This is a genomic window from Streptomyces sp. NPDC090499, assembly GCF_044769305.1.
Classification (GTDB): Bacteria; Actinomycetota; Actinomycetes; order Streptomycetales; family Streptomycetaceae; genus Streptomyces.
In genome coordinates, this window is sequence record NZ_JBIVXP010000005.1 from 436,133 (window position 1) to 448,104 (window position 11,972).

Here is an 11,972-nt window from a genome sequence, read left to right on the forward strand (position 1 = left end):
TCAGGCGTCTGTGAGTGACCGGAAACGGTCCGACCCCCGGCATTCAGCAGTCGCACATCCACGGGTCCCGCGCACGTCACGCCGAGTCCAGCCTGCCACGGAAGAAAGCAGGTGCAGATTTCCTCAGCTTCCGCTCGGCGCAGGAGACCTCCATGACCGCCATGCCCGCCTCACCCCCCGCTCTCGCCGCCCCAGCCGGGGACTCCGGCTACCTGGTGCAGCTCGCCCGTGACGAGGACGACGTCCGGGCCGCACAGCGGCTGCGCTACCAGGTGTTCGCCGGAGAGATGGGAGCCCGGCTCGACGGGCCGGAGCCGGGACTGGACGTGGACGCCTTCGACGCGTACTGCGACCACCTCCTCATCCGCGAGGCCCTCACCGGCGAGGTCGTCGGCACCTACCGGCTGCTGCCGCCGGAGCGCGCCGCGGTCGCCGGCCGCCTCTACTCCGAGGGCGAGTTCGACCTGAGCACGCTCGCCCCCATCCGCTCCGGCCTCGTCGAGGTCGGCCGGTCCTGCGTGCACCCCGCCCACCGCGACGGTGCCGTCATCGGCCTGATCTGGGCCGGCATAGCCCGGTACATGGTCGACCGCGGCCACGAGTGGCTGGCAGGCTGCTGCTCCGTCCCGCTCGCCGACGGCGGCGCCCTCGCCGCCGCCACCTGGGACCGGGTGCAGGCCAAGCACCTCGCACCGGAGGAGTTCCGGGTACGCCCCCTGAACCCCTGGGTCCCCACCGTGCCGGCCGCCGAGGGCCGTACCGAGCTGCCCGCCCTGCTGCGCGGTTACATCCGCCTCGGCGCCTGGGTGTGCGGCGAGCCCGCGCACGACCCGGACTTCGGGGTCGCCGACATGTACGTGCTGCTGTCGATGCGCCGCGTCAACGCGCGCTACCTGCGGCACTTCCTCTCGCTCGTCCCGGCCTGATGAGCGTCTGGCTGCCCAGCGCGCCCTGCACCCCGGGCGCCTGCGTGGAGCGCGCGGGGTCCCTGACGACCCTGCCCCGGGCCGTGCTGCGGTTCGCCGCGGTCGTGGTCCTGATGCTGGTCGCCATCGCGCTGCTGCCGCTCGGCGGGCGGATACCCACCGAGTGGGTGCGCCGGTTCTCCCGGACGCTCGTCCGAGCGGCCGGGGTCCAGGTCCGGATCACCGGGAGTGCTCCGGGCACCGGCGGGGTGCTCCTTGTCGCCAACCACATCTCCTGGATGGACATCCCGCTGCTGGCCGCCGTGCGGCCGGCGCGGATGCTCGCCAAGAAGGAGATCCGCGAGTGGCCGGTGGCCGGCGCGCTGGTGGCCGGGGCCGGGGCGCTGTTCATCGACCGGGACCGGCTGCGGGCGCTGCCGGACACTGTCGGCCGGATCGCCGGGGCGCTGCGGGAAGGCGCCGCGGTGGTCGCCTTCCCGGAGGGCAGCACCTGGTGCGGCCGGGCCCAGGGGCGGTTCCGGCGGGCCGTGTTCCAGGCCGCGCTGGACGCCGGCGCGCCCGTGCAGCCGGTGCGGCTGCACTACCGGCTGGAAGCCGGAGCGGCCAGCACCGTGCCCGCCTATGTCGGCGCGGACACGCTGCTGGCCTCCCTCTGGCGAGTGGTGTCGACCCGCGGCCTGGTGGCCGAGGTGGACATACGGCCGCTGATAGCGGCCGGCAGCCACCCGGACCGTCGCACACTCGCCCGCGCCGCCCAGCCGGTGACCCACGAGCCGGCCTGGACGCACGCGGCTCTGGTGAGCCCCGAGCGGGCCTCTCAGTGGTCGGTCTCCAAGTGGAGCTTGAGCAAGTCGACGCCGTAGTCGCCGCCGTTGGGCGTGCGGATGATCGTGTGGATGTGCTGCTGGGTGGGCGTGCCGTTCGGGCCGCCCATGCCACCGCCGCCGCCCGGCCCGCCGGAGGGCATACCGCCGGTGGGCTGCCCGGTCATCTGGCCGGTGGGCTGCCCCGAGGGCTGCCCGCCGCCGGTCTTCGTGCCGTAGGCGAGCGGCGACTGGGCGTCGTACTCGATGAGGACGACGGGGCTGTGCACCCGGTAGTAGAAGGCCGAGGTGTCCTTGGTCTTGCCGAGCCAGTAGAAGTACGTCTGGTCCAGATGCTTCTCCACCTCGGTCATCTTCACCTCGGCGTGCCCGTCGCCCATGTAACCGACGTAGACCCGGACCAGGTCGAGGAGTTTGTCCTTCTGCGCCGAGGTGAGCTCGGAGCCGGGCAGGCCCTGGTAGGCGAGCTTCAGGTTGTCGGAGCCCGCGCCCGCCTTCATGTCGGTGCCGGACTTGCTCACCTTCGAGTCGATCACCTTGGCGCGCTGGGCCGAGGTGAGGGAGCGGATCAGGGCCAGGCCGGCCTTGGTCTCCGGCTTGAAGAGGGTGATCTTCTCGCCCTCGTAGGTGGCCGAGGTCGGCTCGGAGCCCATGAAGGTCGGCGTCATCACGACCTGGTCGCCGAGCACGAAGTAGTTGATGGCGACGTGGTGGCCCTCGTACTGGAAGCCCCAGGGCTTGCTGGTCGACGGGGTGCCCATGAAGGTGAAGAAGTAGGCGCCCTCGGTGAGGGTGTCCCGGTTGCCGCCGTTGTAGTCGCCCAGGAACTGGTTGAGCTTCATGATGTTGCGGGTCTGGGTGAGACCCTTCGCGGACAGCGCGGCACCGAGCAGCGCGAAGCCCAGCTCCCGCTTCCTGTCCGTGATGTCGCCCATCCGGACGCCCTTGCGCTGGTACCCGTCGACGTTGCTCCAGGCCAGCCACTCGTCGTCGTCCACGTCGAAGGTGCAGGACTTGCGCTCCTTGGCGCTGAGCCCGTCCAGGAACGCCTGCGCGGCCTTGACGACCTTGTCCGTGGAGACGCCGGTGGAGTGGACCGCGTACAGGTCGTCGACGACCTTGCCGTCCGTGGTGAGGCCGGTGAAGTCCTTGTACTTCACCTCGGTCTGGCCGGGGCCCATGCCGCCGGCGCCGCCGGGGCCGCCCGAGGGCATGCCGCCGCTCGGCGCCCCGGAGGGCGAACTCGACGTGTTCGAGGAGCCGTTGGAGCAGCCGGTCATGGTCGCCAGCGCGGCGGCACCGCCGGCGAGCAGCGCCTTGTTCATGAACCAGCGGCGGCTGCGCTCGGCTTCGGGGGTGCGGGGGTGGTGTCCGTGCATGCGCCCAAGGTTCCGGGGCAACCTGAAGTGTTCCTGAAGACCGTCAGGGGAGGGAACGGGACAGATAGGGCGCGGTGACGCTGTCCCCGGTCCGGGCCACCTCGGCCGGCGGACCCGCCGCGACGATCCGCCCGCCCCGGTCCCCGCCGCCCGGCCCCAGGTCGATCACCCAGTCGGCGTCCGCCACCACCGTCATGTCGTGCTCGACCACCACGACCGAGTGCCCGGCGTCGACCAGCCCGTGCAACTGCCGCATCAGCACCTCGACATCGGCCGGATGCAGGCCCGTCGTCGGCTCGTCGAGGAGGTAGAGGCTGTGGCCGCGCCGCCCGCGCTGCAACTCGCCCGCCAGCTTGATGCGCTGGGCCTCGCCGCCGGACAACTCCGTGGCGGGCTGCCCGAGTCGCAGATAGCCGAGGCCCACGTCGAGGAGCGTGGCCAGGCTGCGCGCGGCGGCCGGGGTGTCCGCGAAGAACTCCGCCGCGCCCGCCACGGTCAGGTCCAGCACCTCGGCGATGTTCCGCCCCCGGTAGGTCACTTCGAGCGTCTCGGGGTTGTAGCGCGCCCCGCCGCAGTCCGGGCACGGCGCGTAGGTGCTCGGCAGGAACAGCAGCTCCACGCTGACGAACCCCTCGCCCTGGCAGGTCTCGCAGCGGCCCCCGGCCACGTTGAAGGAGAACCGCCCGACGCCGTAACCGCGCTCCCGCGCCTGCCCGGTGGCCGCGAACACCTTCCGTACGACGTCGAACAGGCCGGTGTAGGTGGCCAGGTTGGAGCGCGGGGTGCGGCCGATCGGCTTCTGGTCGACGGAGACCAGACGTCCGACCTCGGCCGGTTCCCCGGTGATCTCGCCGATCAGCGTCGACTTGCCGGAGCCGGAGACCCCGGTGACGGCGGTGAGGACACCGAGCGGGAACTCGGCGGTGACCCCGCGGAGGTTGTGCCGGGTCACCGGGCCGACCGTCAGCCAGCCCCTGGCGGGCCGCGGTGCGCGGGCCGGGACGGGATCCCGCGCGAACAGGTAGCGGGCGGTGGCGGAGCCGGCGACGCCGGCCAGTTGCGCCACCGGTCCGCTGTGCAGCACCTCGCCGCCGTGCTCGCCGGCCCGCGGGCCCACGTCCACCAGCCAGTCGGCGGCGCGCACCACGTCCAGGTGGTGCTCCACCACGAACACCGAGTTCCCGGCCGCCTTCAACCGCTCCAGCACGGTGAGCAGCGCCTCGGTGTCCGCCGGGTGCAGACCGGCCGACGGCTCGTCCAGGACGTAGACGACACCGAAGAGTCCGGACCGCAACTGGGTGGCCAGGCGCAGGCGTTGGAGTTCGCCCGCGGAGAGGGTGGGGGTGGCCCGGTCCAGGCTGAGATAGCCGAGACCCAGTTCGGTGACGGGCGCGATGCGGGCGGTGAGGTCCGCGGCGAGGACCCGCACGGTCTCCGACCCGCGCTGTCCGCCGAGGAGTCGGGACAGCTCCGTCAGCGGCAGCGCGACGAGTTCGGCGATCGTACGGCCGGCGAACGTCACGGCGAGGGCCTCCGGCCGCAGCCTGCTGCCGCCGCACACCGGGCAGGGCGCACTGGTCAGGAACCGCTCCGCCTTCGCCCGCAGCGTCGGGCTCCGGGAGTCCGAGAAGGTCTTCAGCACATACCGGCGGGCGCTCGTGTACGTGCCCTGGTAGGGCCGCTGGATACGGTCGGCGTCCCGGACCGGGTGCACGGTGACCACCGGCTGCTCGTCCGTGAAGAGGATCCACTCGCGTTCCTCGGCGGGCAGCTCGCGCCACGGCCGGTCGACGTCGTGACCGAGCGCGGCCAGGATGTCCCGCAGGTTCTTGCCCTGCCAGGCACCCGGCCACGCGGCGATCGCGCCCTCGCGGACGGACAGCGACGGGTCCGGGACCAGGGACTCCTCGGTGGTCCGGTGCACCCGGCCCAAGCCGTGGCACTCGGGGCAGGCGCCCGCCGCCGTGTTGGGGGAGAACGCGTCGGAATCGAGCCGCACCGCGCCCGGCGGATAGTCCCCGGCGCGCGAGAAGAGCATCCGCAGGGAGTTGGACAGGTTGGTGACCGTGCCGACCGAGGAGCGGGAGGTGGGGGCCGAGCGGCGCTGCTGCAGCGAGACCGCCGGCGGCAGCCCGCTGATCTCCGCGACCTTCGGCGCCCCGACCTGGTGGATCAGCCGGCGCGCGTACGGCGCGACCGACTCGAAGTAGCGCCGCTGGGCCTCGGCGTAGATCGTGCCGAACGCCAGGGACGACTTCCCCGAGCCGGACACACCGGTGAAGACGGCCAGCACGTCCCGGGGGATGTCCACGTCGACGCCCCTGAGGTTGTGCTCACGGGCGCCGCGCACGCGGACGTACGGGTCGTGGGGGCTGTGCATCGGACGGGCACTCCGTGACGGGCGACTCGCGGGGCAGGGACAAACCCCGCGATCCTAGCCCGCGCGGTCGTCCTCTACTGCGGAGGGTCGCCCTGCCTCCGCTGCCGTTCGATGTAGTCGTCGGCCTGCTTCTGGGCCGTGTCGACCTGGGATTGGTACTTGTTCCCGGTCCGCTCGTCGATCATGTCCCCGCCCTTTTGGACGCCCTGCCTGGCCTGGTCCTCGTGGCCCTTGAGCATCCCCTTGAGCTTGTCCAGCATGGACATGGCAGCCCTCCTCGCTGGTTTCGGCTTCCACCCCCAGCGTCACCGGCCGCGGCGCCGTCCGCATCTCGGCGGCCGTCCCCGTCCGCATCTCGGCGGCCGTCCCCGTGCGGGCCCGGCGCGCCTGTGCGAGCTTGGAAGACGCGGATTGCCGCCGATCGCGGAGCCCTCCGGAGAGGCTCTCGCGCAGCCGCCCCGCGGCGCCGCCCCGCACAGCTGTCCGCAGAAAGGCCCGGCCCCATGAGTACTTCCGGTTTCGGATTCGGACGCAGCCCCTTCGAGGACTTCGACGAGCTGATGTCCCGCTTCTTCGGCGGCGCGGGGACGGGTGCGCAGCCTCGCCGCCCACAGCGCGTCGACATCGGCAGCCTGCTGTCCGAACGGGCCCGGGAGCTGGTCGCCGAGGCCCGCGACCTCGCCGCCGTCGAGGGCAGCGACGAACTGGACGCCCGGCACCTGCTGGCCGCCGCCACCACCCACGACTCAACCCGGCGGCTGCTCGCCGAGGTGGGCGCCGACCCCGACCAGCTCAGGGCGCGGCTCACCGCCGGCCACGGCGGCGGCGAGAAGGCGGAGCCCACCACCCTCACCCCGGCCGCCAAACGCGCCCTCCTCGACGCCTACCAGATCTCGCGCGCCGAGGGCGCCTCCTACATCGGCCCCGAGCACCTGCTGCGCGCGCTCGCCGCGAACCCGGAGTCGGCGGCCGGCCGCGCGCTCGGCGAGAGCGGCTGGGAGCCGACCCGGAGGCCGGCCGAGGGCGCCGGGGAGCGCAGGAAGCCCAGCACCACGCCGACGATCGACGAGTACGGACGTGACCTCACCGAGGACGCCAGGGCCGGGCGTCTGGACCCGGTGATCGGGCGGGACGAGGAGGTCGAGCAGACCATCGAGGTGCTCTCCCGGCGCAGCAAGAACAACCCGGTCCTGATCGGCGACCCGGGTGTCGGCAAGACCGCCATCGTGGAGGGGATCGCGCAACGGATCGTCGCCGGGGACGTGCCCAAGACCCTTGAGGGCAAGCGGCTGGTCTCCCTGGACCTGGCCGGGATGGTGGCCGGCACCAAGTACCGGGGCGAGTTCGAGGAGCGGCTGAAGAAGCTGCTCGACGAGGTCCGTGAGCACGGCGACGAACTCGTCCTGTTCCTCGACGAGTTGCACACGGTCGTGGGCGCGGGCGGCGGCGGGGACGGCTCCCTCGACGCGGGTAACATCCTCAAACCCGCCCTCGCGCGCGGCGAGTTGCACCTCATCGGGGCGACCACCGTCGACGAGTACCGCAAGCACATCGAGAAGGACGCGGCCCTGGAACGCCGGTTCGCGCCCATCCTGGTCGGCGAGCCCACCGTCGACGACACCATCGAGATCCTGCGCGGCCTGCGCGACCGCTACGAGGCCCACCACCAGGTCCGCATCACCGACGAGGCGGTGGTCGCGGCGGCCGAGCTGTCCGACCGGTACATCACCTCGCGGTTCCTGCCCGACAAGGCGATCGACCTGATGGACCAGGCGGCGGCCCGGGTCCGGCTGCGCTCGAAGACCCCGCCCACCGACACCCGGGACATCGAGGACCGCATCGCCGCCCTGAACCGGGAGAAGGACCAGGCCGTCGCCGACGAGGAGTACGAGCGCGCCAAGGAGCTCCGCGACCGCATCAAGGCCACCGAGGCCGAGCTGGAACAGGCCGGCAGCGCCGAGGAGCACGCGCCCAAGGTCACCGCCGAGGACATCGCCGAGGTCGTCTCCCGCACCACCGGCATCCCGGTCGCCGAGCTCACCGAGGAGGAGCGGGAGCGGCTGATGAAGCTGGAGGAGCACCTGCACGAACGGGTCGTCGGCCAGGACGAGGCGATCACCGCGGTCGCCCGCGCGGTCCGTCGCGCCCGCGCCGGCATGAGCGACCCCAACCGGCCCGTCGGCAGCTTCCTCTTCCTCGGCCCGACCGGCGTCGGCAAGACCGAACTGGCCCGCGCCCTGGCCGCCGCCCTCTTCGGCGACGAGACCCGCATGATCCGCCTCGACATGAGCGAGTTCCAGGAGCGCCACACCGTCTCCCGCCTGGTCGGCGCCCCGCCCGGATACGTCGGCCACGAGGAGGCCGGCCAGCTCACCGAGGCGGTGCGCAGGCAGCCGTACGCCGTGCTGCTCCTCGACGAGGTGGAGAAGGCCCACCCGGACGTCTTCAACACCCTGCTCCAGCTCCTGGACGACGGCCGCCTCACCGACGCCCAGGGCCGCACCGTCGACTTCAAGAACACCGTCGTCATCATGACGTCGAACATCGGCGCCGACCGCATCCTGGCCGCGGGCACGGAGGACTACGGCAAGGTCCGCGAGGCGGTCATGCCGGCCCTCCAGCAGCACTTCCGGCCGGAGTTCCTCAACCGCATCGACGAGATCATCGTCTTCCGCGGCCTGGACCGCACCCAGCTGCGCGAGATCGTCGACCTGCTCCTCGAACACACCCGACGCCGCCTGCACGCCCAGGACGTCAGCCTCGAAGTCACCGACGCGGCCGCCGGGTTGCTCGCCAACCTCGGCCACGAGCCGGACTTCGGCGCCCGTCCGCTGCGCCGCACCATCCAGCGCGAGGTCGACGACCGCCTCGCCGACCTGCTGCTGTCCGGCCAGCTGGTGGCGGGCGAGCGGGCGGTGGTGGACGCGGCGAACGGCGAGATCGTGATCCGTTCCGACAAGCCGGCCACCGTCTGACCGGCCACGGCCCGACCGGTCCGGTCAGGCGGCCATGATCCCGGCCAGCCGCCGGTACGAGTCCACCAGGGCCGCACGGTCGTACGTGCTCGTGGTGACCAGCACCTCGTCGGCACCGGTCTCCTTCAGGACCGTCTCCAGTTCGTGGGCGACCTGGTCCTCGGTGCCGGCGATGTGCCCGGCGAGCCCGGACTCGTAGAAGCCGCGTTCCTTCGCGGTCATCGTCCGGGTCTCCACGGCCTCGGCCGGGGGCAGCGGCGGGAACGAGCCGTGCGTGCGGGAGTACGCCATCGACCAGGCCTCCGGGACCAGCAGCCGGCGTGCCGCCTCGGGGGTGCCGGCGACGGCGACCGTCCCGGAGATCACCACGTACGGCTCGGCCACCCACGGGGAGGGCCGGAAGCGGTCGCGGTAGTGCTCGATGCCGTGCCGCATCTTCTCGCGGCCCCGTAGGTCGCCGATGACCATGGGCAGCCCGGCGCGGGCCGCGATGTCCGCGCCCTCGCCCATCGCCAGCACGAACGGCGGCACCCGCAGCCCCTCCGACGGGCGGGCCCGCACGCCCGTCGGCGAGGTCCCCTCGAACCAGCCGAGCAGTTCGCCGAGCTGCGCCGCGAAGTCCTCGGCGTCGCCCTTGTCGCGTCCCAGCGCCCTGCGCACGCCGTCCGTGAAACCCACCGACCGGCCGAGCCCCATGTCGATCCGCCCCGGGTAGAGCGACTCCAGCACGCCGAACTGCTCGGCCACGACGAGGGGCTGGTGGTTGGGCAGCATCACCCCGCCGGTTCCGACCCGGATGGTCCGGGTCGCGGCGGCCACGGCCGCGGCGAGCACGGTCGGCGCCGAGCCCGCGACCCCGGGCACCCCGTGGTGCTCCGACACCCACAAGCGGTGGAAGCCGAGCGCCTCCACCTCCCGCGCCAGCGCCACGGTGTCCCGGAGCGCCTCGGCGGGCGAGTGGCCCTCCCGGGTGCGGGAGCGGTCGAGGACGGAGAACCGGGTCCGGGCGATGGTTGCGTTCACACAGGGTTCAACAGCCGCGCGGCCACGGGATTCCCGCCGGGCTCCGCCGCCGCGGGCAGCCCGGGGCCGCCGTCGGCCGAACCGCCGGGGACGTCGCGTTCTAGGGTTGCCGGGTGACCGAGAGCAGCAGGCGTCCGATCGCCGTGTTCGACATCGACAACACCCTCGCCGACACCGCGCACCGGCAGCAGTTCCTGGAGCGAAGGCCGCGCGACTGGGACGCGTTCTTCGCGGCCGCGCCGCACGATCCGCCGATCGCCGAGGGGATCGCGCTGGCCGTGGCGACCGGCGAGGAGTGCGACATCGTCTATCTCACGGGGCGCCCCGAGCGCTGCCGCCGCGACACGCTGGACTGGCTCGCCGCCCACGGACTGCCCGAGGGGCCCGTGCACATGCGGCGCAACGCCGACCGCAGGCCCGCCCGGCAGACCAAGCTCGAGATCCTGCGGCGGCTCGCGGAACGGCGTTCGGTCCGCGTCCTGGTCGATGACGACGAGCTGGTGTGCGACGCAGCCGAACGGGCCGGGTTCGCCGTCGTACGGGCCCGCTGGGCCGACCGCTCGGCCGCGCTGGAGCAGGCCCAGGAGGGGGAGGGGCGGACCTGACGCTGCGGCGTCGGCCCTCTTGAGCCCGCCTCAGTCCTCTTCGTCGATGCGGAAGCCCACCTTCAGGCCCACCTGGTAGTGCTCGATCTGCCCGTTCTCGATCTGGCCCCTGACCTGCGTGACCTCGAACCAGTCCAGGTTGCGCAGGGTCTGGTTGGCGCGTGCGACACCGTTGCGGATGGCCTGGTCGATGCCCTCGTGCGAGGTGCCGACGATCTCGGTGACCCGGTAGGTGTGGTTCGTCATCGCGAAGCTCCTCTCGTCGTCACTCCACGGTGCCGCATCCGGAAGCGGAACGCGAGGCGTCGGTTCCGAAACGCCGACAGCCCTTGACCCTCCGTATTGGTCCATACCAAAATCCCGTACACCCGTACGGGCCCCAGTGCTCGTTCCCCCACGTCGGGCCTCTTCGCCTGTCCGCCAGACAGAACAGGAACCCCCGTGAGACATCACCGCCCGCTCGCCCTCGTCTGTGTGTCCGCCGCCCTGCTGAGTGCCTGCGGGGTGCTGCCGGGCGAAGGAGGCGGGCGCCACACGGTCACGGTCTGGCTGATGCGGAACAGCGCCTCGGCGGACTTCCTGCACCGGTTCACCGCGGACTTCGAGCGCACCCACAAGGACATCCGCCTGGACATCCGCATCCAGGACTGGACCGGCATCGTGGACAAGGTGCAGACGGCCCTCAAGAGCGACTCCGCCGACGCGCCCGACGTCATCGAGGTCGGCAACACCCAGGTCCCGCAGTACGTCGAGGACGGCCGGCTCACCGACCTCACCCTGGAGTCGATGCGCGACTGGGGCAAGGACCACTGGCTGCCCGGCCTCGCCGAGCCCGGCCGGGACGACTCCCGCCAGTACGGCATCCCCTGGTACGCCGCCAACCGGGTCGTCATCTACCGCAAGGACCTGTTCAGGAAGGCCGGGATCACCACCCCGCCGAAGACCCGCGAGCAGTGGCTGGCCGACACCGAGAAGCTAGACTCCGGCGGCAACCAGGGGATCTACCTCGCCGGACAGGACTGGTACACCCTCTCCGGGTTCATCTGGGACGAGGGCGGCGACCTCGCCCAGGAGACGGACGCGGAGTGGAAGGGCACCCTCGACAGCCCGGCCGCGCTGCGCGGGATGGACTTCTACCGGCGGCTCCAGGCGCTCGGCAAGGGACCCGTCGACGCCGACGAGGAACACCCGCCCCAGGCCCAGGTGTTCGCCGGCGGACAGGTGGCGCAGATCGTCGCGGTGCCCGGCCTCGCCCAGTCGATCGTGCAGGAGAATCCCGAACTGAAGGACGAGATCGGCTACTTCCCGGTGCCGGGGCGCACCGCGGACCACCCCGGTGCGGTCTTCACCGGCGGCTCCGACCTCGTCGTACCGCAGAACACCGACCGGCCCTACGACGCGACCGCGGTCGTCGCCGCGCTGACCGGCGCCAAGTGGGACACCGACCTGGCCCGCACCATGAACTACGTGCCCAACAAGACCACGCTGGCGGGTGCGGTGGCAGGCGAGGAGGGGGTCGCCGCCATGGCGGCGGGTGCCGCACGAGGGCGGGCGACCCCCCACACCCCCGACTGGCCGGCGGTGGAGGCCGACAACCCGATCAAGAGCTACATGACCAAGGTGCTTCGCGGAGCGGACCCCGAGACCGAGGCCCGCCGCGCCTCCCGGAAAATCACCGAACTACTCGCACCGGACTTCGGGTGACTTGGCGCACCCGGTTCGGCAGCGCCCCAAAGGGGCGCGACCGACCACGTCGGCGCCGCGGACGTTCGACGGCGTGGCAGCGCCCCGAAAGGGGCGCGGGGAACTGCGCGACCGACCACGTCGGCGCCGCAGACGACCGACGACGTAGCACGGCCC

10 protein-coding genes are annotated in these 11,972 nt (G+C 72.4%); 5 read left to right on the top strand and 5 right to left on the bottom strand.

Annotation, left to right across the window (positions count from 1 at the left end):
• Nucleotides 1-152: 152 nt before the first annotated feature.
• Nucleotides 153-926, top strand: coding sequence for a GNAT family N-acetyltransferase (locus ACIQVL_RS21215; protein WP_393534375.1), 774 nt, complete (start codon nt 153-155; stop codon nt 924-926).
• The gene (locus ACIQVL_RS21220) at nt 926-1,789 is read left to right on the top strand and encodes a lysophospholipid acyltransferase family protein (protein ID WP_403476069.1); all 864 of its coding nucleotides are present in this window, start codon (nt 926-928) and stop codon (nt 1,787-1,789) included. Before ACIQVL_RS21215 ends, ACIQVL_RS21220 begins: the two co-directional genes overlap by 1 nt.
• On the opposite strand, the gene ACIQVL_RS21225 is transcribed toward ACIQVL_RS21220, so the two are convergent.
• From ACIQVL_RS21225 to ACIQVL_RS21235, 3 genes are all read right to left on the bottom strand, one after another.
• Entirely contained in the window at nt 1,744-3,129 is a 1,386-nt protein-coding gene (locus ACIQVL_RS21225; RefSeq protein WP_403476070.1) for a DUF3500 domain-containing protein, read from the bottom strand. The genes ACIQVL_RS21220 and ACIQVL_RS21225 overlap by 46 nt on opposite strands.
• Nucleotides 3,130-3,172: 43 nt before the next feature.
• The gene (locus ACIQVL_RS21230; protein ID WP_403476071.1) at nt 3,173-5,509 is read right to left on the bottom strand and encodes an ATP-binding cassette domain-containing protein; all 2,337 of its coding nucleotides are present in this window, start codon (nt 5,507-5,509) and stop codon (nt 3,173-3,175) included.
• 74 nt (nt 5,510-5,583) lie between these two features.
• Nucleotides 5,584-5,775 (bottom strand): antitoxin, encoded by a 192-nt coding sequence (locus tag ACIQVL_RS21235; protein WP_403440057.1) that lies wholly within the window; start codon nt 5,773-5,775, stop codon nt 5,584-5,586.
• A gap of 237 nt (nt 5,776-6,012) precedes the next feature.
• On the opposite strand from ACIQVL_RS21235, the gene ACIQVL_RS21240 reads away from it, so the two are divergent.
• Nucleotides 6,013-8,484, top strand: a complete 2,472-nt coding sequence (locus ACIQVL_RS21240) for an ATP-dependent Clp protease ATP-binding subunit (RefSeq protein WP_403440055.1) — start codon at nt 6,013-6,015, stop codon at nt 8,482-8,484.
• Between the two features lie 24 nt (nt 8,485-8,508).
• On the opposite strand, the gene ACIQVL_RS21245 is transcribed toward ACIQVL_RS21240, so the two are convergent.
• Complete coding sequence (locus ACIQVL_RS21245) at nt 8,509-9,507, bottom strand: LLM class flavin-dependent oxidoreductase (RefSeq protein ID WP_403440053.1); 999 nt, start codon at nt 9,505-9,507, stop codon at nt 8,509-8,511.
• A 113-nt stretch (nt 9,508-9,620) separates the two neighbouring features.
• On the opposite strand from ACIQVL_RS21245, the gene ACIQVL_RS21250 reads away from it, so the two are divergent.
• The gene (locus ACIQVL_RS21250; RefSeq protein ID WP_403476072.1) at nt 9,621-10,112 is read left to right on the top strand and encodes a hypothetical protein; all 492 of its coding nucleotides are present in this window, start codon (nt 9,621-9,623) and stop codon (nt 10,110-10,112) included.
• Between the two features lie 30 nt (nt 10,113-10,142).
• On the opposite strand, the gene ACIQVL_RS21255 is transcribed toward ACIQVL_RS21250, so the two are convergent.
• On the bottom strand, nt 10,143-10,358 hold the full coding sequence (locus ACIQVL_RS21255; protein ID WP_351715100.1) for a dodecin: 216 nt from the start codon (nt 10,356-10,358) through the stop codon (nt 10,143-10,145).
• Between the two features lie 195 nt (nt 10,359-10,553).
• Between ACIQVL_RS21255 and ACIQVL_RS21260 the strand changes: the two genes are divergently transcribed.
• Nucleotides 10,554-11,816 carry an extracellular solute-binding protein gene (locus ACIQVL_RS21260; RefSeq protein WP_403440047.1) on the top strand — a complete coding sequence of 421 codons (1,263 nt, stop codon included), beginning with the start codon at nt 10,554-10,556 and terminating at the stop codon, nt 11,814-11,816.
• Nucleotides 11,817-11,972: the final 156 nt, after the last annotated feature.